Annotated in this window: 21 protein-coding genes; 7 read left to right on the forward strand and 14 right to left on the reverse strand. The window is 54.7% G+C overall.

From position 1 onward, the window contains the following. Both RLW41_RS04695 and RLW41_RS04700 read right to left on the reverse strand, forming a co-directional pair. Window positions 1-351, reverse strand: a complete 351-nt coding sequence (locus RLW41_RS04695; RefSeq protein ID WP_414463698.1) for a DUF3489 domain-containing protein — start codon at window positions 349-351, stop codon at window positions 1-3. A gap of 398 nt (window positions 352-749) precedes the next feature. Continuing rightward, window positions 750-959 (reverse strand): hypothetical protein, encoded by a 210-nt coding sequence (locus RLW41_RS04700; protein WP_414463699.1) that lies wholly within the window; start codon window positions 957-959, stop codon window positions 750-752. Window positions 960-1,075: 116 nt separating this feature from the next. Between RLW41_RS04700 and RLW41_RS04705 the strand changes: the two genes are divergently transcribed. From RLW41_RS04705 to RLW41_RS04715, 3 genes are read left to right on the forward strand one after another with little or no spacing between them, the layout of a single operon-like run. Continuing rightward, window positions 1,076-2,269: an ATP-dependent nuclease gene (locus RLW41_RS04705; protein ID WP_414463700.1), complete on the forward strand. Its 1,194-nt coding sequence runs from the start codon at window positions 1,076-1,078 to the stop codon at window positions 2,267-2,269. A gap of 23 nt (window positions 2,270-2,292) precedes the next feature. Further along, a complete protein-coding gene (locus RLW41_RS04710) occupies window positions 2,293-2,697 on the forward strand; it encodes a hypothetical protein (protein WP_414464664.1) in 405 nt (134 codons plus the stop codon). Continuing rightward, window positions 2,684-3,757 carry a UvrD-helicase domain-containing protein gene (locus RLW41_RS04715; RefSeq protein ID WP_414463701.1) on the forward strand — a complete coding sequence of 358 codons (1,074 nt, stop codon included), beginning with the start codon at window positions 2,684-2,686 and terminating at the stop codon, window positions 3,755-3,757. Before RLW41_RS04710 ends, RLW41_RS04715 begins: the two co-directional genes overlap by 14 nt. Window positions 3,758-3,769: 12 nt before the next feature. Here the strand turns inward: RLW41_RS04715 and RLW41_RS04720 are convergent, their stop codons facing one another. From RLW41_RS04720 to RLW41_RS04760, 9 genes are all read right to left on the reverse strand, one after another. Continuing rightward, window positions 3,770-5,416 carry a hypothetical protein gene (locus RLW41_RS04720; protein ID WP_414463702.1) on the reverse strand — a complete coding sequence of 549 codons (1,647 nt, stop codon included), beginning with the start codon at window positions 5,414-5,416 and terminating at the stop codon, window positions 3,770-3,772. A gap of 201 nt (window positions 5,417-5,617) precedes the next feature. Next, window positions 5,618-6,877, reverse strand: a complete 1,260-nt coding sequence (locus tag RLW41_RS04725; RefSeq protein WP_414463703.1) for a three-Cys-motif partner protein TcmP — start codon at window positions 6,875-6,877, stop codon at window positions 5,618-5,620. A 36-nt stretch (window positions 6,878-6,913) separates the two neighbouring features. After that, window positions 6,914-7,699 (reverse strand): DUF5131 family protein, encoded by a 786-nt coding sequence (locus RLW41_RS04730; protein ID WP_414463704.1) that lies wholly within the window; start codon window positions 7,697-7,699, stop codon window positions 6,914-6,916. Window positions 7,700-8,510: 811 nt separating this feature from the next. Beyond that, complete coding sequence (locus tag RLW41_RS04735) at window positions 8,511-9,602, reverse strand: endonuclease domain-containing protein (protein ID WP_414463705.1); 1,092 nt, start codon at window positions 9,600-9,602, stop codon at window positions 8,511-8,513. Between the two features lie 43 nt (window positions 9,603-9,645). After that, the gene (locus tag RLW41_RS04740; RefSeq protein ID WP_414463706.1) at window positions 9,646-10,521 is read right to left on the reverse strand and encodes a hypothetical protein; all 876 of its coding nucleotides are present in this window, start codon (window positions 10,519-10,521) and stop codon (window positions 9,646-9,648) included. A 535-nt stretch (window positions 10,522-11,056) separates the two neighbouring features. Then, window positions 11,057-11,815, reverse strand: coding sequence for a Qat anti-phage system TatD family nuclease QatD (qatD, locus tag RLW41_RS04745; protein WP_414463707.1), 759 nt, complete (start codon window positions 11,813-11,815; stop codon window positions 11,057-11,059). After that, window positions 11,812-13,113, reverse strand: a complete 1,302-nt coding sequence (gene qatC / locus RLW41_RS04750) for a Qat anti-phage system QueC-like protein QatC (protein ID WP_414463708.1) — start codon at window positions 13,111-13,113, stop codon at window positions 11,812-11,814. The genes qatD and qatC overlap by 4 nt, the downstream gene beginning before the upstream one ends. Continuing rightward, window positions 13,110-13,517 carry a hypothetical protein gene (locus tag RLW41_RS04755; RefSeq protein ID WP_414463709.1) on the reverse strand — a complete coding sequence of 136 codons (408 nt, stop codon included), beginning with the start codon at window positions 13,515-13,517 and terminating at the stop codon, window positions 13,110-13,112. Before RLW41_RS04755 ends, qatC begins: the two co-directional genes overlap by 4 nt. Window positions 13,518-13,874: 357 nt before the next feature. Then, on the reverse strand, window positions 13,875-15,647 hold the full coding sequence (locus RLW41_RS04760; protein ID WP_414463710.1) for a P-loop NTPase fold protein: 1,773 nt from the start codon (window positions 15,645-15,647) through the stop codon (window positions 13,875-13,877). A 449-nt stretch (window positions 15,648-16,096) separates the two neighbouring features. Here RLW41_RS04760 and dinB point away from each other — a divergent pair, with 449 nt between their 5' ends. Next, window positions 16,097-17,182, forward strand: a complete 1,086-nt coding sequence (gene dinB, locus RLW41_RS04765) for a DNA polymerase IV (RefSeq protein ID WP_414464665.1) — start codon at window positions 16,097-16,099, stop codon at window positions 17,180-17,182. Between the two features lie 511 nt (window positions 17,183-17,693). Here the strand turns inward: dinB and RLW41_RS04770 are convergent. Further along, the gene (locus RLW41_RS04770; protein WP_414463711.1) at window positions 17,694-18,395 is read right to left on the reverse strand and encodes a GntR family transcriptional regulator; all 702 of its coding nucleotides are present in this window, start codon (window positions 18,393-18,395) and stop codon (window positions 17,694-17,696) included. A 557-nt stretch (window positions 18,396-18,952) separates the two neighbouring features. On the opposite strand from RLW41_RS04770, the gene RLW41_RS04775 reads away from it, so the two are divergent. Next, complete coding sequence (locus tag RLW41_RS04775; RefSeq protein ID WP_414463712.1) at window positions 18,953-19,840, forward strand: ABC transporter substrate-binding protein; 888 nt, start codon at window positions 18,953-18,955, stop codon at window positions 19,838-19,840. 274 nt (window positions 19,841-20,114) lie between these two features. Here RLW41_RS04775 and RLW41_RS04780 read toward each other — a convergent pair whose 3' ends face one another. Next, window positions 20,115-21,155: a transporter gene (locus tag RLW41_RS04780; protein ID WP_414463713.1), complete on the reverse strand. Its 1,041-nt coding sequence runs from the start codon at window positions 21,153-21,155 to the stop codon at window positions 20,115-20,117. 410 nt (window positions 21,156-21,565) lie between these two features. Here RLW41_RS04780 and RLW41_RS04785 point away from each other — a divergent pair, with 410 nt between their 5' ends. Both RLW41_RS04785 and RLW41_RS04790 read left to right on the forward strand, forming a co-directional pair. Further along, a complete protein-coding gene (locus RLW41_RS04785) occupies window positions 21,566-22,729 on the forward strand; it encodes an MFS transporter (RefSeq protein ID WP_414464666.1) in 1,164 nt (387 codons plus the stop codon). An 81-nt stretch (window positions 22,730-22,810) separates the two neighbouring features. Continuing rightward, entirely contained in the window at window positions 22,811-23,803 is a 993-nt protein-coding gene (locus RLW41_RS04790; RefSeq protein ID WP_414463714.1) for an acetamidase/formamidase family protein, read from the forward strand. Here the strand turns inward: RLW41_RS04790 and RLW41_RS04795 are convergent. Next, window positions 23,800-25,122 carry an MFS transporter gene (locus RLW41_RS04795; RefSeq protein WP_414463715.1) on the reverse strand — a complete coding sequence of 441 codons (1,323 nt, stop codon included), beginning with the start codon at window positions 25,120-25,122 and terminating at the stop codon, window positions 23,800-23,802. The genes RLW41_RS04790 and RLW41_RS04795 overlap by 4 nt on opposite strands. Between the last annotated feature and the right edge of the window lie 179 nt (window positions 25,123-25,301).

The raw sequence follows: 25,301 nt of genomic DNA on the forward strand, positions 1-25,301 counted from the left end.
TCAGCGACCGCGACGGGGCGCAATCCTATACCGCCGCAACTCTCCATCAGATTTGGAGGACGTCAGATCGAGACCGAGCTTCTTCTTCACTGTTCCCGCGAGGAAACCACGGACACTGTGCTGTTGCCAATCCGTTGCCAGCATCATCTCGGGGATGGTCGCGCCGTAGCGTTGATTCAGCAGCGACAGAATACGGTTCTGCTTCGTGCTGCGCGCTGGTACGTCAGGGCGCCCTGCCGGCGCTGCCGCCGGTTTTGACTGTTCCGGACCACGCTTCGACTTGTTCGCGCCACCAGAGGGTTGAGTTGCTCGCTTGGCTTTGGTCGGGGAATGAACTTCAACTGTGGTCATGCTGGGCTCCGTGACTTTTGGCGCGCCCCAATGGCGCTCCCACTGCCTGAAGCCCCGCGACCGCGAGGTGATTTCTCAGATGTTCAGCGAGCCAAAGTGCCGACCGCTTCCCACACGAATGCGTCCTTTGCGGCAGAAGTCGAGAGCTGATTTCGCTGCTGTGTCTAACTTCGAAATATCGGTTAACAACCGTGTCGACGCACTGACATTTAGATTTGATCGACCAGCGGGCTGGGACGGCATTATCCCATTTGCTGACCTGAGCAACCGCAGCACGTCGTTTTGGTGCGCGGCTGCTAGGCCGAGAAAGCAGAAGTCAGGGATGTCTTCGCATTCATGCCAAACAGAGCATCGCTCGTTGCCTGCTTGACGGTTGAAAACGGACATCGATCAGAAAATTAGCCGGTTTTGCGCTCCGCCTGAGGGGAAGCATCAATACCATCGCCTGGCGGATTGGACCGTTCAGTGTCGCGCAGGTTCACAAGAGCATGAATGTAGAAATCGGGAACGCCAATGACGACAACCACGATTGGCCATGCGTCAGTCAGCATCGCCGTTAAAGTGCCCGTCCCGTGATCGCACTTGCACGCATAAATAATGGCTTCCAACAGGCGAAGCGCCGACTCCCATTTTAAAGCTGGTTGCGGGTAGGATAAATTCGGTGAGTCGGGGACTACCGTTTTGCCCCGGAGGGACTCCTTCAATTTTCTAAATCGTCGCTAGCATGTTGAGCGACATTTCCATCGGGGGCAATGTGCATATTTCACGCGTCATTGTGAGCAATTATCGCTGCCTCCGGAAGGCAGATGTTACATTAAACGCTGGCCTAAATATCATCGTCGGCAATAACGAGTGTGGCAAGTCCACGCTTCTTGAGGCCGTTCATTTAGCGCTGACGGGGCAATTAAACGGAAGGCCAATTCAAAGTGAGCTTCATCCGTATCTTTTCAATGCATCGGCAGTTGGGGAGTACATCAGCACGCTCATTTCGGGCAAGACCACTGCTCCTCCTGCCATCACGATCGAATTATACTTAGAAGATGTGGGGGCTCTTGCCATTTTGAAGGGCACGAATAATTCCCTCAATCAAAATGCTCCGGGCGTCACGCTTACGATCGAGTTCAATCAAGAATATGCGGAGGAATTTAAGGCTTACGTCGCCGATCCGAAAGTTATTCGGACGCTTCCCGTTGAATACTACATGGTTCGCTGGCGAAGTTTTGCCGACAACGAAATTACCGCGCGCACGATTGCCCTGAAACCGGCGTTCATAGACGCAAGCATCATCCGCAACAATGCTGCGGCGACGCGCTACGTCGTGGATATTGTGCGGGATAGCCTGAACAAGAAGCAAAAAGTGGACCTTGCGTTGTCCTATCGGATGATGAAAGACGCGTTCATGGAGCAGGCGAAGGTCAAAGCGGTCAATGATGCTCTGGCGCAAAAGAAGGGTGACATCTCCAACAAAGCGTTGTCGGTATCTCTAGACACATCCTCAAGGGCGAGTTGGGAGACCGGAGTCATGCCCCACCTCGACGATGTGCCTATGACGCTCGTCGGCAAGGGAGAGCAAAACGCCATCAAAATAAAGCTGGCGATGGAATCATCCGCCGACTCTCACCTCATCCTCATCGAAGAAGCCGAGAACCATCTTTCTTTCTCTAACCTCAACGCCCTTATCAGCCATATCGCCGAGCGCCGAGGGCAGCGGCAGCTTATCATCACGACGCATAGTAGTTTCGTTCTGAACAAGCTTGGGGTGGAAGCGGTGGTGCTTTTCCATCAGGGACATTCTATTCGGCTGAACGACCTGACAAGTGGAACACATGATTACTTCATGCGCCTTCCGGGTCACGACACCTTGCGCCTCATTCTGGCAACGCGCTCAATCTTGTTGAGGGACCATCGGACGAGCTGATCGTCCAAGCCGCGTTCAAAAAGCTGCACGGGAAAATGCCTTTGGAGGGCGGCGTTGACGTCATCTCCGTCAATTCTCTCGCCTTCAAACGCTTTCTAGAAATCGCCGTGTTGCTCGATCGAACGGTCGCGGTTGTAACCGACAACGATGGGAAAATCGCCGCGCTCCAATCGAAATACGCGGACTACGCGGGAAGGCCCAAGGTCGCCATCCTTTTCGATCCGGATGAATCTTTTCCGACGCTTGAACCGCAATTGCTAAAGGCGAATGGGCGCCCAACGATCGAGAAAATCCTCGGCAGAGCTTTTACTTCAGACGCCGAGCTGCTCGACTACATGACGAGCAACAAAGCCGACACCGCTTTGAAGTTCTTTGCAACCACAGAAGATTGGAAGGTTCCGGAGTACATCGCCCGTGCCGTCGAATAACCGTATCATCATGTGTGCTGCGGGCGGCGGAAAGACAACGCGCATTGTCAGCGACGCGCTCCATGATGCCAATTCTCGCTCTTTGCTCGTAACCTATACCCGTAACAATGAAAGGGAGATCGCGCGCAAATTTTATGAGCGTGAAGCGGTGATACCTGCTCATGTCGAGTTGATGACGTGGTTTACGTTTCTTCTTCGCGAATTGGCTCGGCCCTATCGCCGTGTCCTTCACGACCGACGCATTGACAATCTGATGTTTGTTGAAGGGAAATCCGTGGCGCTCGTCCCGGCTGCCAATGTAGCGGCTCACTACTTTGCGGAAGGCCGCTACATCTACTCCGATAAAATCTCAAAGTTCATCTGCGAGTGTAACCGTTTAACGAATGGCGCCGTGATGAATCGGCTCGCCACGCGTTTTGATCACCTGATCGTCGATGAAGTTCAGGACATGGCGGGATACGATCTCGACTTGCTCGAACTTGTTCTGAAATCGGGGGTGAAGTTGACGCTCGTTGGCGACCACCGCCAAGCAACTTTCAAAACAAATAATAACGCAAAAAATGCCGCCTACGGCGGTTCAAAAATCATTAGAAAGTTCGAAGAATGGGCAACTACTGACCTTGCAATCCTCTCTAACGAGCGACACACGCATAGATGTCATCAAAAAATTGCTGATCTCGGCGATAGCTTTTTTCCAGGAGAACCCGCGACGACGTCCTTAAACACGGAGACCACAGGACATGACGGCGTTTTCATAATCGCGCCGTTGAAGGTTGCCGAATACATGAAGGCCTTTAGTCCGCAGGTGCTTCGGCTCGACGTTAAAACAGCATGCGACGGCATACCGGCCATGAACTTTGGCGAGTCCAAAGGCCTCACCTTCAAACGCGTTTTGATATTTCCCCATGGAAAAGCCAAGCAGTGGCTACGAACCGGAGCCTTAACGCACATCGAAAAATCAATTACTAAAATGTATGTTGGCGTCACACGGGCGCGCCATAGCCTCGCGTTCGTCCATGAGGGCTCCGTCGCCATCCCAGGGGCTCAAACTTACGAATAACTCCGTCGCGCCTTAGCCTTCTTTCTGATGATCCTGCGTTAAATCTTCAAGCAATAATGGAGAATTTTCCGAGGAAGGACAGTCAAGGAAGTCGCCCAACTCTACTTTCGGCGCGGGTTCAACCGCGCGACGTTTTGCTGATGCATCGTACTTCAAATCAAATCGCGATAGCGGATGCTCAAAATAATGATCGTCGAGGGTCTTCAAAATGGCAGAGGATTTTGTTTCAGCGACGTATTTACGAACATCCGCTCCGTCCTTGAACCCAATCGTATACTTCTTCGCCTTCCGCGCCACTTCTTCGAGGTATGCGCGAGCGTCATTTGAAAAGCTGCCGCATGTCCAAAATTCGAAGCCTATTTTTAGGTTTTGAAACCGAGGATCGACCCGCAAGGCCCGGTAGATAACCGAGACTTTTTTTGTTACCCATTCTTCGACGGTTGCGAGACTAATGACTTCTGAAGGCTGATTACCTTTTCCCTCATAAACCCAAGCCTCCCTACGTTCTTTGATCCGCAAAACATCGATTTCTCTGCGCTCTCCGGTTGCATGGTTTGTAACGATTTTCCCGATTTCAATCGGATCGCCTTCGTTCATGTGAATGGCGTGACCCATGATCAACTCGAACAGTGCTCCGCGCAAATTGCCGGCAGCGCCTTCGATTTCACCGAGTTTGCCGAAAAGCTCCGGGATCACCTCCGGCCGTTCAACGACTACATCGGCGGCCTTCGTCACGGTTTGAAGAAGAAGCGCTAAGCCCGAGGCCACGTCGCGACCGAAGAGAGTTTCCGGGGTCGCCATGATAATTCCATGAGAGCGCCCCGCTCTAAAAGCTTCGCGTGTAAACCCATCCGATAGGAGCATCGGCATCATGGGCGGAAGCCCGCGCAAAGCAGAGAGCGTCTTGCATTTGCGGATGAAGGCAGCGATGGCGTATTCGTCAATGGCATTACCCGCCACGACATCGCAAACGAGAAAGCCGGGATTGGGTTGGGCGCCAGGTATCCGCTTTATCATCGGCCGAATGTAGGACGGTCCGCACAAGTCCCAATGGAAGGTTCCGTATTTAGGCGTAACGAGACCATCCCGTGTCGCGATTTTTTCGTAGCTCGCCATGCCGAGTTTTCGTGCCCAGTCCCGGACGGCCAGGATCATGATATTTTCCGTGAGAAGCCGTGCGCGCAGCCGCGCAGGCGAAGCATGTTGAAAGTGACCGTTAGCATCTAAGGCGACGCATGAACCGATACCTTCGATCGCGACACGCTTGAGAAGTCCGCATGAGATAAGACGCGCGAGAAGGAGTGAACTTGGCGTTTGCCCGCGCTGCTTTTCTGGGGCGCCGCTGATGATGCAAAATTGAGATTCTGGAACGATGCCATCGCGCCGAAGGATCGCTGCCAACGCCGGACCATACGCAGGACTCTCGGCCGATGTGATGCGTACAACAGCATCCCAATAATCAGCGGAATTATGCGTCGTCTCGTGGTAGAGAATGAATGTGTTTTTCGGAAAGGTCAGGGTCGATAATCTGCGCACCTTGCCTCTGGCGCGTGAAACGCGTTGCCGCGCCACATCCGACGAAAGCCCCATCCCTTCTAGCCGTTTGCAAAGAGCGGCCGACAACATCGGCCCGTCCTTGAAGAGAATGTCCTCGATCATCGAGGAGAATGGCGCAGTCATCGAAACCTTGGTGTCACACAGCGCTATTTATAATACATCAAGTATGCACGTGTCTAATTTCATTAAACGCCGCCAATAAAAATTCAGCGAAATCAATATGTTGGTTACCTATGGGCGACGACACTAAACCTTTATCCCGCGTCACAGTCAAAGCATCAGCGGCGCGGTTTCTAGGCCCTGCTAATCCTTCGTTGGGGGCTTTTGAGCCCCGAAAAACATCGGAAAAAAACTGCGCTGTTGCTTCATCCGTAGAATATCCGAAGCAACGATGGTGCCTGGTCTCCTGCGCTCACCTCCTTCGCCCGTTAACACCTCAAGGTCAGGGTTCTCGATCATAACTCCGTGGATATCGTCCATATGAGCAGGCGTCATATTGTAAATGCTCTCGTAAAAATCACCCAAGATGATCGCGTCACCAAATTCCGATACGAGACGCGGTATGTCTTCTGCGAGTTGGTCTCGCGCGTTGTTGCGGCCTGACACGTCGAAAAGGTAGAGGGCCCCTTCGTGCGTAGGATCGTAAGCTAACATGTTAAGGCCAGATCGACCGAAGTGGGCTTGAGAGCTACTATTGAGATGTAGGATATCGTTGTATTCCTGGCGCGCGCGATAAGAATTGGCGAAATGAATGAGCCAGTAGCGCCAGCCTTCCGGATTGTTGATCGAAAATGGGCTGACGAACGGCGCGCAGTCGCGAAAGGCTTCAAATACCATCCTTTCCGCTGCCCCAAGCCACATGTCTTTGTTCATCAGGCCGTCAAGCGCATCGAATCCTCCAGCTGGGAGGCCAAGATACGAAAGTTGTTTTTGAACAACCTGCGGCGCTGTTTGGCTAAGGTAGGTAAGCAAAGATTCGATGGCAAAGGTGTAGAAAATTTCAGCGGATGGCCACGAGCGCATGATGTCCACGAGTGTTTTGCGCTCTACATGCTTGTGGCCGCACTGATCTAAATTAAAGACGACGTTGCGATAGCGCGCTGCCAGTAGGCGCTGCTTGATCTCGGGATACGCTTCCTCGAATGCCTTGCTCGAAAATTCCACTCTCAAGTGAAGACGCGGCACTTCAATCGTGACAGCCGCCAAGAGAGACTGCAAATTTGTCTTCAAGATTTCTACGGTTTCAGGGTCGGCGTCATTGAAGATGAGCAGACACTCAAGGTCGAGTGGCGCGAATCCTTCCGCAGCCCGTTTTAGATTGGCTGCCTCGCAGGTCTGGCGAAGCTCCTCAATGAAAATAACCGGAGAGCCGGCGGCACCACATTTATAACGTCCGGCCCCTGCAAAACCCTCAACGATGGCAAGCCTGAAACGGGTTTGCTGAGGTAACTGGCAGCGGACGGCCAGGTATCGTGAAAAGTATTGGCGCAAGATAGCATGTTTGCGCTTGGAGTGTTCTTCGAGCGTTGCGCCGCTCGCCCATTGGTAAGGCTTTTCGACCATTTATGCGGCCTGTTATTTTGGGAAAGCGGCGGTCACTTACGTTCCTGCCACGGTGGCGGCGTGAGGCATCTCATCCCATACCCTGCCGCGATAGATTCTGCCGTTCGCCTTCTTTGAGCGACGCTTGTTATCTTTGCCCCACGTTCCCCACTGTTTGAAAAAGAATGCAGTCTTGTAGTGAGAGCACTGATCATGAATTTCGTCGATCCATTCTTCACGAATGGGTCTGGCCGATCTGCCGCTCTCGCCGCCGACGATCGCCCAATGGATGTTGGAAAGATCGACTTCGCCCACAGGGCCAATGAGGGGTTCAAATGAAATAAAGCGGATAGCGGCAGGGACGGATTGGAGATGTTCAATCCTATCGATCACGCCGGCGTTCTCGACGCTCGTACCCAGCCAAACATTGGGCAGAACTTCACCAATGCGAGAAGTGACGACCCTCGCCATCCGTTTGGGACGTTTGGTGAGGATCTGATAGTGATGGTGCGGCGTGGCACGCATCACTTTCCACACTTCAGCAATAAACTTGTCGCTCACCCCCTCGTGGAAAAGATCGCTCATCGAGTTTACGAAAATCTTCTTAGGCTTTTTCCAGCTCAAGGGAATGCGGAGCGAAGATGGATCTTCCCTCACAAGGCCCTTCCAAATGGTGCGCTTGCCGCTCCGCCGAGTTAGGCCGTTGTATTTCTCGACATTCATCGCTTCCAGGCGTTTTGCCATCTCCATGGCGTAGCAATTCTTGCAACCTGGGCTGACGATGGAACATCCGGCTACCGGATTCCACGTAGCATCGGTCCATTCGATTTGAGTTTCCGCCATAAATGCCCCTGAGACGAATCGCAGCCGACCCGACAAAAAACACAATAGTACTGTTCGCAAAAGTTGTTAGCAGAAAAGGAAGGCCGCCATCGTTGAGTCGATTGGGCGGTATGCGCGCTCCCTCGTTCACCGTGGGCTGCGCTTCCGCGGCTTTCCTGGCCATCTCGGCCTCTCATCCGGATCGAGAAACTCGCCGCCAAAACGCGCGCGGAATTTCTCGGCATCGGCTTCTTGCGCGAAACACCACACATTGATCCACTGATCGTTCTGCCGGAACGTATGGCCACGCGGTGCGATCGACAGATTTTTGCAAAATTCGCCGCCGCATTGTGCGCTCTACCGACTGTCACCTCCGCATTGAGTGCGATCTGGTAAGGCCATCCACGATCAATCTGACAGTTCGTGATTTCGCCCGCCTTACCATTCTTCATGCATAGAACAAACAAAGAACATGCGCAAGTACTTATTCGGAGGAACGATGATCGCGACAGCTGCGCAACGCATTGAGGATGCTCGCTTTGACGAGGCCGTCACGCAAATGCTCCTCGAAATCCGCAAACACATTGTCGAGGAGACTGTCTCGATGACCGCGCTTAGGTGCGGTCGCTTTTGAGGCCACTAAACACTGTCTTTGCATATCACCGCGTCGACGCAGCATCTCCGAATTCAGACATTGTCCGAGGCCATCCTCGCCGCGCCGATCATTAGAGGCCCATGGCCGCTAATGGGACCGACGCCAAATTGGCTGAGGCAGAGATGGCGGCAATCGGACAGGTCGCAACGCGCCACTACTCGATCTTAGGTGGTGGCTTCATGATGCTTCCGCTTTCGCATCCCGTGCCACAGGCTGCTTCTTGTCTGCGGCCTTCAAGGCCTCCGTGACGCGTGAAACGGCTTTGGGAAGATCGAAATTGATTTCGCTACCAGGAATCCGCACAGCCTGAATACCCAGGGCCTCGAGCTTCTGGTTGATGGCTGTGTCCTTCTCGCGCTGCTTCTTTCTCGCGTGATGGGCCCCGTCGCAGAAGACGGCAATGCGCTCGGTTTCAAAGAAGAAGTCTGCCTCCGTCACCAGCCCCCTGCTGTGGCGAAACTCAATGTCACTCCATAGGTGATACCACGATGGAAACGTCACGCCGTCGTCCATGATCAGCATCTGGCTCTGCGGGAATAGCCCTTCCTTTGCGAGAGCTTGCAAAAGGAATAACTCGATTGGCGTCTCGGCGCCCCACACGCGCCGCGCTTCGACTTCTTGGAATGGCGTGAAGAGAAGACGGTTGCGGTGCTTCTCGTACTTCTCCGTCATTTTCTGCGAGGGCATTTGCAGATTCATCGTCAAAACTTCATCGTCATCCGCAAGTTCGGTGGCTAAGAAAAACTGGTCGACGACGATCCCGATCTCATCCAGGAAGCCCTTTCTCTTGCCGTCGAGATATCCTGGAATATTCCCGTAGAGAGACCAGTCGCCAGAGAACGGATCGTAGCCCGTGTAGGAGGGCTCGGTCTTCAACCATTTGGCCACGTCGACTTTCGAGACGAACTCGATGCCGTCATGCGAGATCTCTCCCCGCTTCGAACCAGGAATCAGCGTCACGGCAAACGGCTTCACATTGAGCGCGCCTTCCGACACGCCAGCGGCAACCACGCTCAGCACGACCGAAATCATCTGGAATTGCGCACCGCGCTTCTTGAATAGTGCGACTTCGCCGTCGCTGGGCTTGTCGCGAAGTTTGCCGCCCGCGGCCTCGGCCATAGCCTTTGTAACCGGCTGAATACCTCCGAGATCTTGCATCGCCGCACGGATCAACTCCGGAACCGATGACCAATCGACCCGAAGCGGCGGTTTGGGCAGCGTGCAATATGCCGGATCGGCGAGAAGAGCCTGAGGTCTGTCCTTGATCATTTGTCTCCCACGGTGAGCGGCCGCCAACAGAAAGCATGCTGTCTCAGGCCGTAACTTCTAGGGCTAAGATGCTCCTCGTATCCATGGGAGTGCCTATGTAGCTGGAGGCGGGTATGCCCATGATGGAAACAAGCAAGCGCGATACCAGGTGCTCCACTTCCAATAGGGGGTTGCCCAGGGGATGCGGGGTGCCATCGAAACCCTGAATGATCCTAAAACCTAAGGGCTCGCTTCCCACCAGCCCCTCATGGATCATTGCGTTGCGCAGTTCTGAAAGCTGGCAGTTATTGGTCGACTTGTCATAGAGTGCCCATGCCGGAGGCGCGATCTGCCAAGCCTGACACATTGCTTCGATGCGCTCGCCGTGCGACTGTTTCTTCAGTTGCTTCAGATCCATTGATGCCTTCCAGCAGGCGTCGAGTGCCGTGTACAGATACTGCAATCGCTCATAGCAAAGAAGGTGCGGGCTCCCGCTCACGAACAGCGCGTGGATAACCGATACCACGAGGCCCGGCGCCTTCCCGCCCGAACGGTCAGCGTAGAAGCGGTTACAGTGGGTCAGCGCGCGAGTGAGATCGCCCGGAGTACAGACAAAATCCACTAGGCAGCCTTGACGGCAAGGCGTTGCGTCCAGGAAGCCAGCTTCCGCTGTCGTCAGCCGCATCCCGACCAGGAAACCAAGGCACCAGACCATAAACTCGATTCGCTGCATGTTTGAGCCGCTCCCAGCCCCAATCTCATGCGTCTTCGGCATCGCAAATACGCGACGTCGCCCCGGTGCCAAGATCCAATCACCATCGCGATATTCGCTCTTTTGGAGCTTTTCAATCTTACGCTGCAGTTCGGGCAAGGTGGCGATGATGATGTCATCGAACGACATATCAAGCTTGTGCGGAAAATAGCCGAGTTCTCTTCGCACGGACGTTCCCTTCATTGTGTGTCTGGCCACAGGAAATCCGGTGCCACAGATAAGGCGGATTGATCAGGCGTCGCGGGCCTGACGATGACCCGCGCAGGTAAGAAATCAGCTTGTCGACGGCTGTCGAAGGGATCGTCATGTCGCCGTCAATAGAACTCGGCGTAACAACCGCGGCGGCGAGCATCACGCGCCAAACGTTAAGGTGATTTGCATTATTCTGCGGCTCAAGTCCGCCACGCAAGGAAGCCATGACGTTTGTTCATCATCGAACAGCGGGCTTCTTTGTGCAGCGATTGTTGGTGCAGAACTTCGTCAGCCCCAACGTCAGGTATTGGGACATCGCGTCGATGTGCAGCGCACTATCGCCTAGCGCGTCTTCGGCAGCTTTCTCTGCACGACGACGCCAATCGCGAGGCAGTAAGGGCGCTCAACCGAACGAGGAAGCGAGCTCTTAACGGGTAGGCACAGTGGAAGGGATAAGCCGGCGAATTTTGGCATCAGCCTCGATCGGCGGCACTGGAAAACGGTGACACTTTTATTTTGTGGCGGCCACACCTTCACCAGGGACGCGGTTCAACAACTCCTTGAGATTTCTCTTCAGAATCATTTCCACTTCGTCGGTGCTCGTTTTCCAAATCGCAGCAAGTTCCTGCGCGGCGAGCGCGACATCTGCCGGAACGAGAGGGCGGTTTCCTTTCTTGGCGAAGGGCCCGTCGGTTTCCGTCAATATCCGATCGCGCGGCATCATTTTGGCAAGGACTCGCCCCTTTTCGCTTCTGAGCATCGCCGGCCCAACCGAAAACCAACATCCCAGCCGAGACGCGGCCGCAAGTTCGGCCGCCGTTCCCGAAAACCAATGCAATACTGAGGTCGCTGCCGATTGATGGCTATGCAGCGCGCTCAGTACACTATCGACTGCACCTCGACTGTGAATTGTGAGGATCTTCCCACCAGCAGCCTTAGAGGCTTGGAGAATGCGATCAAAGACAGCGCGTTGAACATCGATATGTTGACGAAACTCACGCGACCCATCGAGTCCAATCTCTCCAACATAGCGCGTCTCGGGCAATAGCTTCTCGAACAAAGCTAGCTCTTGGACTCGCTCGTGGGCTAGCTGGGGGTGGAGACCAAGAGCCGTCCGAATATAACGCCGCTTTGCGCCGAGCGCCGCTGTTCCACGCCATGCCTTGGGGGTGGTGGTCACGGACAGAACGTAGATGCGTGCATCTTCCGCTTGCTTTGCAACGTTTTCCGGGTCCTCGTACAGATCGAGATGGCAATGAAAATCGATCACAAACGAAAGCCCTCGGAACGAAGATAGTCTGCCAATTCATTGAGGCCTCGTCGCGCCACGTCAAGGTAATGATTCCGCTCTGCATCTTCGATTGGAAGAGGTCCTGATTGAGAAACCCAGGAAGCGAATGATCCTCCGCGCATGATGGCTGCCTGAATGGCAATCAGATCGTCTCGGCCATCCTCGTCCTTCATCACCGCCATTAAATCTGGAAATTGGTAATTGGTATCGTCGATCAAGCCCCCAGCGTGCAGCGCTGAACGCCGGATAAGGCACGGGACACACCGGCCACACTGCTGGTTCTTGCGCTTCCATTTACCGCACGAAACGGTTTCGGCAGCCAACTGGCGAAACCCTTTATGTGCGCGATGCGCGGCGACCATTTCACCCTTCGTTCGCCACTCATACGGATTTTCAATGACAACGGGAAGCTTGAGTGCCTCCACAAGCGCACGAAACCCGTTCAAAAAATAAGGATGACACGTCCGTGTGCTGTGAGAGCCAATTCGTCGCGGCGTAAGTGGCGGATTGAGTGCGATCAATCCATTTTCGCAGACAAACAGCTTTATGATTCCCCCACGTACTTGGGACATACACGAGGCCGCGAGGACGCCCAGCGCCAGGAACTGAAAACTTCGCGTGCGCATGCTATCGTCATCAATTCCTTCCCATGTTGGATAGGTATTTACTGATAGACGCTGACACACGGAAGGGAGGCGTGCGCCGACAGCCTCCTGCTTTGTAGCATCGCCGCGCGATGCGTGACTGATTAAAAGGGGTCTTGCACCGCCCTCAAGTAGGTCAAGCGCGCCGATCGCGCTATCTAGTCCTCCCGAAAACAACGCCGTGCAATCGGCTCGGGTTAGATCCAGTACTCGCCGGTAACGACCTAATTCTGATAACGTCGGAGGCCGCATGCCACCCTTAGTGAAAGTGAAGCTCCAAGTATCGGAACTCAAGAAGCGCAATGCGTCGGTCAGCGTCGGCTCGAGCGATTCCCACAACTTCGGTTGGCAAAGGGGTAACTCGATCTCGAAATGACGGCTCCATCCATCGGGCGCATCCTCTCGGGCGACAAAAGTATCGGCGGCGGTTACCGCCATCGCCACTGACAAAAGATCCATCGCTTCGGGAGTAGGCTGCACACCCATGCGAGCAGACTCTTCTCTCGCCTGTGCGCCTACAGTGGCGACATGCGAATAGGGCGCATGAGAGCCGTATAAAAGAACTTGAATTTCCGACTTTCGCTCACGCGCCGAAACCTTCGCTTCTTCCACTCTAAAGACCAAGCGTGTCATGAGATATTCTCCCATTCCCGCCAAACTTCGTCGATCGCCTGCCGCTCCAATCGAGCAATCTCGGCCCGAGAGAGCCTATCAAGTCCTCTAGCGAGGCGCGGGGCTAAGTGCTTCTCAACCACGACCTTCACTAGCTCAAGAAGATCCGCTTCCGTTTGCATCGTCGCGGGGGCGTCAGGAGAATGCTTCCAAGCTTCGCCGGCGACGCTGCAGATTTCCTGAAAGAGAATGCGGCTAAAGAATTCAACCAGTACTTGAATGAGTTGGTCTGGAGAAATTAGCGCTGGATCAAAAACATCCACCTCGGGGAGGGTCTCGGCCAAAGCCTCTTGAATGGCGGCCGCGATCTGATCGGCATCGGCATTTTTCGGCGACAGAGCACGAGCGATTTCTTGTGCCGCCACGTCAATGGGTCGGCCGACAAAACTCGATAGGTCTACGCCGCTCGCATCCTCCCCCGTTCCGCCCGCGGCAAGATCTGACAGAGCGCCCGCGAGCGCAGCTCCAGCAACATAGGCTGGCCCGAAACGGCGTGGACCTATTGACGAACCGCCGGTGGCTTCCCTCGCATATTTTCCGAGCGCCCTTTGTAGGTCAGCTCTGCCGCCACCCGCGGCGGCCCGTCCAAAATCCGTTCGAAAGCCTCGAAAGCGCAAATGGCCTGGGTCTGGCAAAGGGCTCGACGGGTTCGCATCGGCCCAGGGCGGCACGAGCGGCGATTTCGAATTTGGTCCCTTGCTCGATGCAGACGTGCCCATGCGCTACCCCTCAAACCATTCTTCAGATTTGAGCATGGTGGCCATCCACGGGGGCTTGACCGGCAGTTGCTGAATGAACCGTCTAATAATTTTTGCAGCGTCCGTCGAGCTGCGCGCGAGAAGGATCAAACCCCGAAAATCGGCACGAGCCTTCTTCCATTCAGAATCTTGTCTGGCGTGGTTTACCACCTGCTCTGTGACCAAGATGCGCTCGCTCGCGTCAAGGCCCGCAATAACATTCGCGGCAACTGACGACACAAGCGTCGGCGTCTTCAACAACTCCGCGATTGCCGTGGCGACCTTGTGCGGTAGATTTTTCGTCGCGTACCGAAGGGGGATTGTCTCGCGAGCCAAATAAACAGCCGGTTTCAAATTGACGTCGCTTATTTTGGGTTCGAGCCGGATCCATTCCCCAATGAACAGTAAGTGCTTCTGCCAGGCCTCGGGGAGTTTCGACTTGTATTCGCTCTCCTCCTCGCCGGCCTCAGCGGGCGCTAGAAATAAAAGCTTTCCGCCCGGCGAATTATTGATCGCATCGTGGAGCGCCTCGGTCGCTTGGCTATCAGTGCAACGCTCAAACAATGCCAGCTTGGCAATGATGGTTTCATCGAGCGGCATCTTCCTTTTCTTGGCGATTGATGTTCGCATGCGCACGACGTTTAGTAACCGCTTGACGATGCGTGGATTGCCCTGCACTCGCGACGCTTGGGCGAGCATTGGCGCCATGCGCTCTGCCATTTCCAGGGACGTTCGCAGACTATCGTCGGATGCTCTATCAATGATCGCCAGCACTTGAGCCACATTGAAGGGTTGCTCGTCAGTCCATGTCAGACGCAAACGTTCCAACAGATGCTGCCGAATTTTCTCGCGCGCCTCTTCATTTGGGACAGCGTCGCGGATCAGCAGCAAAAAAAGATACGCTCGGACTTCTTCTACGCCGACGCGCGGAACCCGCACCGGCACCTGGATCAGCTTGTCGAGGTAGTCAGCGATGTGCCTTTCGCCCGGCTCCTTGAAGTGATGCGCGACGGCGTGGCGGATCATGTCCTCGTCAGCGCTAATCACGAATGCAGTCTTGGGAAGAAACAAAAATAAGCGGATTGCTTCGAGCGTCTGGATCGCATTGGCAGGTAAGCATCGATCGAGGTTGTCGATGAATACTACGACAATTTTACCCAGGCTCTGGAGGACTTCGCCAAATTCTTCCCGGAAAGCTTCGATTTCCTGTGGCGGTTCGCGCGGCGCTGCCGGCTCCACAAGACCGGATGTTTTTTCCCCAACGGCCTTGATGCCGTCTTCGATTGCGCTCACGTCGGCTTCGTTGCCTTGACCTGTGAGCACGTCGCCTAGACCCGTGATCCCTTTTTGTACGAGCCCGAAAGTGGGCACGCCTATGGTGAGCGCGCCAGCTTCCATCAGGAGGCCAAGGGCGCGGAGCTTATTGACACGCGCGAACAGGCCTTTTGCCTTCTCTTTTAGGTCCGGTTTGGGAGCAGCCTTCACGAGCTCACCTGTGATCACGGACATCAGCGCGGCGCGCGCGTCATCGAAATCCTGATAGAGCCAAGCATCGAATTTTATGATGAGATATTTGTCAGAGTTTTTTTTTAGCTCCGCTTCAACCAGCCGAAGGGTGCTCGATTTCCCGACGCCCCAGCTGCCAAAGACCCCCAGTGACAAAGGCAGAAGGCTCGGTCGCTCAATAAGCTCGGCGATAAGTTCCGCGATCTCGGTATAATTCAGAAAATCGACGTCAGTTTCTGTGTCGGGCCACATAGTCGCCCTCGCAAAAGGGATTAAAGCAAAATGATTAAAAAAGACGATCGGAAGAATTTTCTGGTTTCTCTTCGATTCGCATAAGATTCAAGCGGAAAAGCCAAGTTTTCCGATTCAGCTGTGCGTATCACAGCAATCCCAGCACCAAGACAAAAAATGACGGGCGAGTTCAAACCGTCGTCGAGGACGATACTGGATCATCGCCTCCGGCCCTAGGACCTGACTTGGTCTACGGACTACCTTATCAATTCGGTGAGAGAGATGTGCAAAGTTCTGTCTTGGCTCGAGATCAGAAGGCTAATGCTGTCGCGGCATGAACTTGGCCACCATTAAATTTTGGAGCCGCTTAGTGGATTCGCAAGTTCGAGTTTGCAGTGACTCTTTCCACCAGAGCCAGTGCTGGATAGCGCGGTTTCTCAGTCCTAGCGTGGATGTGTTAGGTGCTCGATATGGGCGAGACAGTTATCCGCAAAATTATCCATGTCGACATGGACGCGTTCTACGCCTCAGTCGAGCAACGAGATAATCCTGATCTGCGCGGCAAGCCCGTCGCAGTCGGCCATGGTGCTAAACGCGGCGTCGTCGCAGCCGCAAGCTATGAAGCTCGAGCGTTCGGCGTGCGCTCGGCGATGGCTTCAACGACGGCGCTGCGGCAATGCCCGGATCTCATCTTTGTACCGCCACGCTTTGAGGTCTATCGCGCCGTCTCGCGCCGGATTCGAGAAATCTTCGCCGAGTATACGCCGCTCTTTGAACCGCTCTCTCTCGACGAGGCCTGTCTCGACGTGACGGAAAACCTGCGTGGCCTGCCCACGGCAGCCGATACTGCCACCGAAATTCGCTCTCGGATCTTCTCCGAGACAGGCCTCACGGCTTCTGCGGGCGTTTCCTACAACAAGTTTTTGGCCAAGCTGGCCTCCGACATGCGCAAGCCCAACGGCCAGTTCGTCATTCCACCTCATCACGGAGCAGAATTCATTGAAGCCTTAGCCGTCAAGAGGTTTCACGGCGTAGGGCCTGTGACAGCCGAGAAGCTCAACACGCTCGGGATTTACACCGGCGCCGATCTTCGCGCGCAGTCCCTCGAATTCCTCCAGCAGCATTTCGGTAAATCCGGCGGGTGGTATTATGCAATTGCGCGCGGGGAGGATGATCGACCCATCGAGCCGAACCGGCCGAGAAAATCGTCGGGCTCCGAGACGACGTTTCCCGAGGACCGCTTTCTTCCAGCCGAAATCGAAGAGGGCGTCCTTTCGATGGCCGATGATGTCTGGGTCTGGTGCGAGAAGAACCAGAGCTTCGGTGCGACAGTCACGGTAAAAATCAAATATTCAGATTTCAGAATTATCACCCGGAGCCGCACAGTAACGGCGCCCATCGCAACGCACGACTGCCTTCGCAATATTAGTCTGTCACTTGTGCGATCCGTTTATCCCGTCTCAAAGGGCATTCGGTTGGTCGGCGTCGCTGTCTCGAAATTTGGATCCGATGCGGACGGACAGCTCGATCTCGCCTTAGATGTGAAGCCCGATTAGGGTGGTTTTCGCTTGATTGGGGCACGCGACGCTTGACTTTGCTTGATGTAGACTCATTCGGAAGTCGAACTGGTTCATTATCCGGACCGAGAGATATCCAAGCTTCTATCCTGGCTCGACGAGCAGAAGGCAAATGTGGTCGCGGTCATAATCATGGGACATCAAGTACTCCGGACAAAAACGTAAGTCGATTCGTACTGCAGGAGTTGGCTCCCAAAGCCGAGGCAGTTCCCTATGAGCGAATGGCGCTCCTACTTTGTGTTGAATGGTTGAGCAGCAATCTGAGGTAGGAAACACACTACCACCATATTGTCTGACAATCTTTGCCTGGGAAAAAAGAGGTGCTATAAAGCCATTTGCGCATGCTTTCGTCATGAGAGTCGCGCGTCCCAGGACCCGGATGCATTCTCTCGTGCATCCGGGTCGCACTTTTTGCAACGCTCCCCACGGAGCCCAACCCACTGCAACACCAGGTCGGCGAGGAATGCCGGGTATTTGCCTACGGCTTCGACTATTTCGATCGACCGCGCGAGGGCCAATTCTTAGGACTAGCTTGGTCCGCAAGAAATTTTTCCGTCGCTGCCTTACAGGCCATCCGCACATGTCCCACGGCTGCTTCGCGCGCGGCCTCCGCGTCGCCTGCGGCAAAAGCCTTGAAAATCGCCTTCATTTCCCGACTGCTCTTTTGCGCCCGTCCGGGTTGTGACATCGACTTCGACCGAAGAAAGGTGATGCGTGCAGTTAAAGCGTTCAGCATCTCCTCTATGATCTTATTGCCGCAACCTCCGAGCATCTGTTCATAGAATTGTCGCGTCGTTTCAAGCTGCCCACTCAGATCCTCTTCTTTCGTCGCCAAGTCAAATTGGGTCAACGCACGCTTCATAATATCCAGCGCTGCCACCGTGGCCCGGCTGGCAAACAACGCGGCAGCCTCCCCTTCGAGCAGTGCCCGCACGTCGTAAATCTGCTTCGCTTCTTCGAGAGAGAGAATAGGGATGTGCGGTCCCTTATTGGGGACGATTACGATCAATCGCTCGGCTTCAAGACTACGCAACGCCTCTCGCAACGAGGGGCGGCTGATCCCCAATCGTGCGCACATCTCTGCCTCTACAAGACGATCACCAGGCTGGAACATGCCCGAAGTAATCGCTTCGCGCAGGTTGCGTACCGCCTGTCCTTGAACAGTCTGCGCTGAGACCTTGAGGTCCATCATCCTCTCCGAGGTGATTCCGAGTTGACTATGACGTTCGCAGGGCGCGCCGGATGGGAACCAATATTACGGCGATCACGGGCCTCGCGTTACGAGATTTTGGCAAGCTGATACACTAGACCTTTATCGCGTGCTTCGAAACGCCGTCAAACCTCGACAGAGCAACCTCACTCGCCCCCCTTGAGTCTGATTGTTTGACAATATCGAATAACTGCTGACATTTTGCAACACCCTACGGTTGCGTATCCCCAGGTCTCGTTTGATTTAACTCAGAGCTGCCCAAGCCGATTTAGCGGGGGCAACATCTGACGCGAATCGTCAGGCGGCGGCAATGAGAAGGAAAATCTCGCCCGCGTCTTCAATCAGGTCTGCGGATCTGCGCACTTGACCAAATCAACACTCACCGCTTCTATATTCCAGTGAAATATCTCAGGAAGCTCAAGGTGACGTGTATGTCAAAACCAGTGCCTATCACTATTGCTTGCGGCGACTATGACCGCACGCGTGCCATCAAAGACGGGCGTGTTCGCGTCGACGGTTGCGAGGTCACGTACCTCGCCTTGGAGCCTGAAGAGCTTTTCTTCAGGGCGTTTCGATACGGAGATTTTGATATCGCGGAACTTTCCTTCAACAGCTTCCTGATGCAGACATCGCGCGATCGCTGTCCTTATGTGGCGATCCCGGCGTTTGTATCCCGGCATTTTCGGCACTCCTGCCTGTTTATCCGAACCGATCGCGGCATCCAGACACCACGCGATCTGAAAGGAAAACTCGTCGGCCTTCCGGAATACCAGCAGACTGCAAATGTTTGGATGCGCGGCATATTGAAGGACGAGTATGATGTAGATCCCGCTGATATCCGCTGGCGAACCGGCGGTCAGGAAGAGTCCGGCCGCGATGAACGAACCCCTCTGTCATTGCCGGCCGGTGTTGAACTGCAAGCGATTCCCGCTGACAAAACGCTGAACAAAATGCTGGCTGACGGAGAACTCGACGCCGTCTTCAGCGCGCGCGAGCTTTCTTGCTATGTAAAAGGTACGCCAAACATCGGCCTCATGTTTCCCAACTTTCGGGAGGTTGAGAGCGACTATTATCGGCGGACGAAGATTTTCCCGATGATGCATCTCATCGGGATCAAGAAGGCGCTTGTCGAACGCTACCCCTGGTTGCCAGCAACTCTTTACAAGGCGTTCTGCCAGGCAAAGGAGGTGGCACTCCGCGAGATGGCGGAGCAAGCAGTCGCGCGGCTGACGCTTCCATGGCCGGAAGTAAATTTGCAGGACGCCAAGGAGCTGATGGGCGCGGACTTCTGGCGCTACGGCATTTCTGAATCAGCGCACGAGATCGAAACCCTCGTGCGCTATTCTGTCGACCAGGGCCTTGCCGCGCGAAAACTCGCACTGAACGAGATCTTCCATCCGTCCGTATTTGAGATTTCGCGGACTTAGTCCTCGGAACCAGGCCTCTGACGACGTCGCGGCCGGGGCCTCCTCAGCCGCATTTTGTTTCGGCTACATTTCCGCTAATTCCCCTATTTGACAGCGTAAAAGCCGACAAACTGAGATAATCCGGCGAACGAGATCCCGGACTTTGCTCATCAAAAGATTGCGTTCTGATATCCACAAAAAAAATGCAAACGGAACGGCCTAAAGGCTCCGTTCCGTTTGCAGTACAGCGTCGCTATCTAGTCGGACGCTCCGGGAGTTCATCTAGGTCTGTCGGTTAAAATGAGACCAGCTTACGTGTGTAGGACAAAACGAAGGCGCGGTTATCGAAATTGTTCTCGTGTTCGATCGGAAAGAGCGCCTTGAATTTCAGCGAGCTATGATCTTCGAAGTCATAAGCCACCACTGGACCGAGATCTATTTTGCCAAAGAGATCGCCATCGGGTGCGACCTGCAGCCCCGACCCGGTTCGGTCGGAAGTGAGCTGCTGTACATAGTCGCCCGCAACACCGACCTGCCAAGATCCATACCTTTCGCTCACCGCCCAGTCGAGGTCGATCAGATTGCCGCTGTGATAGCCAGTGTCGGGATTTTGCTTGTTTGTATCAAAAAATAGCCGGCCGCTGATTTCAGTGCCGTCACCGCCGAGAGAAAGATTGGGCCCTGTCAAATACGTGGCAGCAATGTTCGGGATGGTGATGAAAGTGTTATGTCCGATATTGACGAAGTCGTTCTTGTTATACGTGCCGACTGGGACCTCAAGCGCGAGACCGGCGGCGACCGTCAACCCGTATTTCCACGGCTTATCACCCCGCTCCGCGCCGAAAAGGCCGAGATACTTACTTGCGCGAATAACATCCGTGAAGCTGTCGCCGATGCCCCACCCTGCTCCGTGCTTGTGAAAGCCTCCCGGAGTGAGAGTTTCGCCTTCGTATTGAGCGCTCGCCTGAAAGGATGAGGCCAACGTGAAGCCAAGCGGCTTCCAGGGATAGACGATCAAGATTCCCGCACCTAGAACCTCTGCATTCAAGTGCGCAGGATTGAGGGTCGTCGACTTGTCGCCGAACTGGTTCCGAAAGTCCGGAGAATTGAAAAATGCGCTGACCGCGCCGCCATAGATGCCTGGCGCATCCGGCAGATACGCCTGCCGAATATCCGTTCCGCCCGTCGGCGCGCCATAGATGCCGTTCTCGACCGCACAGGCTGTGTCTGCCGGAATTAAGCAAAAGGCACTCAGAGCGACCGAAGCAGCGAAATTGACACTCCCTATGCCCGCCCCATCCTTTCGAATTCCTGTAACCATCCCCCACACACTCATTCCCCGTCCTCCGATGCTGCAAACCAGCGATGCGTCCCCATAATGCCAACTTGTCTTACAATCAGTCAAACCGTTTACATGAGGCTTTGAACGAGAGTTGCTAAATCGTCATACCCGGGCCGATATGCATGCTTTTGAGGCAAGGTGAACGTGGAATTGCCGCAACATTGGCCTCCCATTCTGTAAGACATACAGACAATATGGTCACACAGACCCACCGTTTGCCTTGCTAGCCTCAGATTCGTCGGCCGATTGACGCCAAGTCCTCAATCGCGCTGCTGTTTCTTACCTATACACGGAGACGAAATCCGATGACCGACAGCACTCTCGAAACAGATACGACATCGGCCCGCGTTGCGGTGCAAAGTAAAAGCGCTCCGGGCAAGCGATGGCTTATCGCTGTCGTGCTTATGCTTCTTGTCGTAATAGGTTATCTCGACCGGATTAGCGTCGCTGTTCTTTTCAACAACGCCGATTTTCAGAACGCGATGGGAATTGGATTCAATCCCGCGCTTCTTGGAATGCTGATGACCGCCTTCTTCGTCACCTACGGGATATCGTCACTTCTCTTTAGTTTTACAGGCGATCGCTTCGGGCCACGCAAAATGCTCATTTCCGGCTCCGTCATCTGGGGCGCGCTCATGCTGGTGATGGGAAGCGCAACGTCGTACGCATCTATGCTTACGTCCCGGATCGCGCTTGGCCTTTTCGAAGGTCCGCAATTCAGCTGGATACTCAAAGTCGTCAGCAGTTGGTTTCCGTCAAAAGAACACGGACGCGCGAACTCGATTTGGCTTTTGGGCAGCCCCTTCGGATCTGCAGTAGGGTTCCCCCTGATTATCTTCCTTGTCACGGGCTATGGATGGCGGGAAGCGTTTTGGGTTCTGGGCATACTCAGCATCGCTATCATGACACCGCTGCTTTGGATGGTGGTCGGAGAGCGCTCGGACGCTCCTGGTTCGAAACCTGCTTCAAGCGCGACGCTGGGTTCCATTTGGGACGACAGCAAAATTTTCCTGCGGAGCCCGGCATTTTGGCTCCTCACGATTTTCGATTGCGGCGAGCTTATTTACCTGTGGGGCTTGAATAGCTGGTTGCCGACTTATCTGCAGCGCGCGCGCCATTTCGACGTCCAGCATCTCGGTGTTTATTCCTCTCTTCCATTCGTCTTGCTCTTCGTCGGCGAGGTCTTATCCGGATTCTTGTCCGATCGCTTAGAAAGGAAAGCGCCGTTACTTTTCATCGGCCTGACGGGCGCCTCCCTGTTGCTTTATTTCGCCACGGCGGTCGACTCATCAACATCAGCGGCTTTATTGATCGCGCTCAGCGCCGGATGTTTTGGTCTCTGCGTTCCTGCCACCTACGTCCTCTCGATAAAGATCATTCCGCCGACGGTTGCCTCGTCCGGAATTGGAGTTATGAATGGAATTGCAAACACGATCGGGGCCTTCGCTCCTTTTGCCATGGGCGTAGTCATCGCAGCGACCAACAGTATCGATTGGGGCCTCTACGTGCTTGTCTGCGGCAGCCTAATATGCTCGTGCGCGGTTATCCCGCTTTTGGGTCGCCACTGAACCTCGCGGCGCATCACCAGCAAGAGGAGCCCGCTGCAAAGCGCGGGCTCCCATCGACGCGCCTCTTCTCCGGAGATCTCGATGAATGACAGTGAAGAAGCCACGAGGGTTCTCGGACATCATCGCGTATCCGCATCGCCGGATACCGTGCATTGGGGATTTTTCGACGCTTCCCTGAAGCCCGTTATATCTGTGACATCGGGGGACACGGTTACACTTTCGACCGTTTCGGGCAGACCTATGGATATGCCGGCAGCTGCGAGCGGCTTCATCGTGCCGGACGCGTTATCTGCTATCCATGCCCAAGTGAGGCAAGGCCCAGTCGGGCACATTCTGACGGGGCCGGTGGAACTTCGTGGCGCCAAACCCGGCCACGTCCTCGAGGTGCGGATCAAATCCATCGAGCTCAACTGCGACTGGGGCTACAACATCATTTTTCCGCTGGCCGGCGCGCTGCCCGATGACTTCGAAGAATTCAGAGTCATTCATTTTCCGATCGACCGGAAACGTAAGATCGCGCAAATGCCGTGGGGCTTAGAAATTCCCCTCACGCCTTTTTTCGGCGTGATGGCAACTGCGCCTCCTAAGCAATGGGGCGCCGTCTCGTCTCTGCCGCCTCGCAGAAATGGCGGAAACATCGACAACAAGGAACTGGTTGCGGGAACGACCCTTTATCTGCCGATTCACGCTGAGGGCGCACTGTTCTCGGTGGGAGATGGGCATGCAGCACAAGGCGACGGTGAGGTCTGCAGCGCAATCGAGACCGGCCTGACCGGGACCTTCGAATTGCACCTGCGCGAAGATCTACATCTTGATTGGCCGCTCGCGGAAACGGCGAATCATATCATCACGATGGCGTTTCACCCTGATCTCGATGATGGTGTCGTGATCGCTTTGCGAGATATGCTGAAACTCATCTGCGCGCGCACCGGACTCTCTCGCGAAGATGCCTATAGCCTTTGCAGCATTGCCGCCGACATTCGGGTGACACAGGTCGTCAACGGCAACAAGGGTATCCATGTCATGCTCGACAAGAGTTACCTTGTTCGTGACCGGCGCGAGCTCTCGCGCTAAGGCAGCACCGCCACAGTCTCATGGGACTGAGAATCGGCATCGAGTGCCGCATCTTCCAGATTTAGACCGGCGGTTTCGATCCTGAAACTGACGATGACGATGCCAGCGAGAAGATATCCGGCTGCAAGCAACGCAAAGAGAGCCCAAGGGCCGAAAGGAACCAAATACCCCATGATCGCCGGCGAAAGAAATGCCGCTATTCGCGCCGCTCCATTGGCCCAGCCAACGCCCGTGGTTCGCACGCGCGTCGGATAGAGCTCCGGTGCGTAAGCCGCTATTCCGCTTTGGCCGCCGTCATGAAAGAATGCCAATATGTAGCCAGCAACAAGAGTGCCGATCACTGAAGTTTGCTGCCCGAACACCATCGCCGCGACAGCAGCGCCCGTCGCGCAAAGCGCAAAGGTCTTGATCCGTCCCCATTGATCGACAACGAACGACATCGTGACACGTCCGAGAATGCCGCAGCATTGAAATCCTATGAGGTATTCGAAAACGCCCGCAGGTTCGATGCCCTTGAAGCGGGTGAGGATAGACGGAAGCCACAAGATCAAGCCGAAATAAGAAAAGGCCCAGAAGAACCAAACTCCCGTCAACATCACGGTGCGCCTGAAATATGTCGAGCCAAAGAGGTCGGCGAAATTGGCAGGAGCGATCGCGGATAGCGGTAGGGAAAAAGACGACGAACGCTTCTGGAAATGGCCTCCGGTAAGCCAGTCGATAGATTTTTCAGCTTCGCTCATGCGCCCCCGGGCAAGCAAAAAGCGCGGGCTTTCGGGGATGAGCAAGCGGACCAAAAGGACTAAAATTGCGGGAGCGACGCCGACAGCGAATAGGGCTCTCCACCCGATTTCCGGCACCAGGATTCGCGCAGCGGCAGCCGCCAAAAGGCCTCCAATTGGAAAAAACAGGGCGAACCACGCCATGAGCTGTCCGCGGCGGCGCGCCGGCATGTATTCGGACATCATTGCCGTATCGATGGGAATGCATCCGCCAATTCCGATGCCGGTGATGAAGCGCAGCGCCACCAATTGGGCGGGGTTTTGCACAAAGACGCAAAGTCCACTGGACAATGCGAAGATTGCGATCGTGATCTGAAATCCTAAGCGCCGTCCAATCCGATCGCCTAGAATGCCGAAGAGATAGGCTCCTATCAGCATACCTACGCCGGTTGCGGAAAGGATAAATCCGAGTTCCTGAGGCCGAAGGCTCCATTCTTTTGTGATCGCCGGCCCGACGAGTGCCATGATTTGAAAATCGAGAGCGTCAAAAGCAAATGCGGCCGCACAAACCGCAAATACGGTCCAATGGCGACGGTTCATTGGAAGTCTGTCGAGAAATCTTCCGTATTCGTCCCTCTCCCGGTTCAACGCCATTCCCCCATAGCTGAATACTGAAGTTGAAAACTAAGCACTTGACAAATCGTCTGACAATCTAAAATCAGCAGCGCGTTTGACAAAACTTTGAGCGTGTAATGCCTTCTAATTACGCATGTCCTTTT

Source organism: Hyphomicrobium sp. DY-1, assembly GCF_047497105.1.
In the GTDB taxonomy this organism is placed as follows: Bacteria; Pseudomonadota; Alphaproteobacteria; order Rhizobiales; family Hyphomicrobiaceae; genus Hyphomicrobium_B.

Excerpts from the sequence above, each read along its gene's own strand:
- RLW41_RS04795 (WP_414463715.1), bottom strand. The coding sequence starts at position 25,122 with ATGAACCGTCGCCATTGGACCGTATTTGCGGTTTGTGCGGCCGCATTT.
- qatC (WP_414463708.1), bottom strand. The coding sequence starts at position 13,113 with ATGACACGCTTGGTCTTTAGAGTGGAAGAAGCGAAGGTTTCGGCGCGT.
- dinB (WP_414464665.1), top strand. The coding sequence starts at position 16,097 with ATGGGCGAGACAGTTATCCGCAAAATTATCCATGTCGACATGGACGCG.
- RLW41_RS04760 (WP_414463710.1), bottom strand. The coding sequence starts at position 15,647 with ATGTGGCCCGACACAGAAACTGACGTCGATTTTCTGAATTATACCGAG.
- RLW41_RS04725 (WP_414463703.1), bottom strand. The coding sequence starts at position 6,877 with ATGGTCGAAAAGCCTTACCAATGGGCGAGCGGCGCAACGCTCGAAGAA.
- RLW41_RS04790 (WP_414463714.1), top strand. The coding sequence starts at position 22,811 with ATGAATGACAGTGAAGAAGCCACGAGGGTTCTCGGACATCATCGCGTA.
- RLW41_RS04770 (WP_414463711.1), bottom strand. The coding sequence starts at position 18,395 with ATGATGGACCTCAAGGTCTCAGCGCAGACTGTTCAAGGACAGGCGGTA.
- RLW41_RS04785 (WP_414464666.1), top strand. The coding sequence starts at position 21,566 with ATGCTTCTTGTCGTAATAGGTTATCTCGACCGGATTAGCGTCGCTGTT.
- RLW41_RS04730 (WP_414463704.1), bottom strand. The coding sequence starts at position 7,699 with ATGGCGGAAACTCAAATCGAATGGACCGATGCTACGTGGAATCCGGTA.
- RLW41_RS04735 (WP_414463705.1), bottom strand. The coding sequence starts at position 9,602 with ATGATCAAGGACAGACCTCAGGCTCTTCTCGCCGATCCGGCATATTGC.
- RLW41_RS04695 (WP_414463698.1), bottom strand. The coding sequence starts at position 351 with ATGACCACAGTTGAAGTTCATTCCCCGACCAAAGCCAAGCGAGCAACT.
- RLW41_RS04705 (WP_414463700.1), top strand. The coding sequence starts at position 1,076 with ATGTTGAGCGACATTTCCATCGGGGGCAATGTGCATATTTCACGCGTC.
- RLW41_RS04780 (WP_414463713.1), bottom strand. The coding sequence starts at position 21,155 with ATGAGTGTGTGGGGGATGGTTACAGGAATTCGAAAGGATGGGGCGGGC.
- RLW41_RS04720 (WP_414463702.1), bottom strand. The coding sequence starts at position 5,416 with ATGATCGAGGACATTCTCTTCAAGGACGGGCCGATGTTGTCGGCCGCT.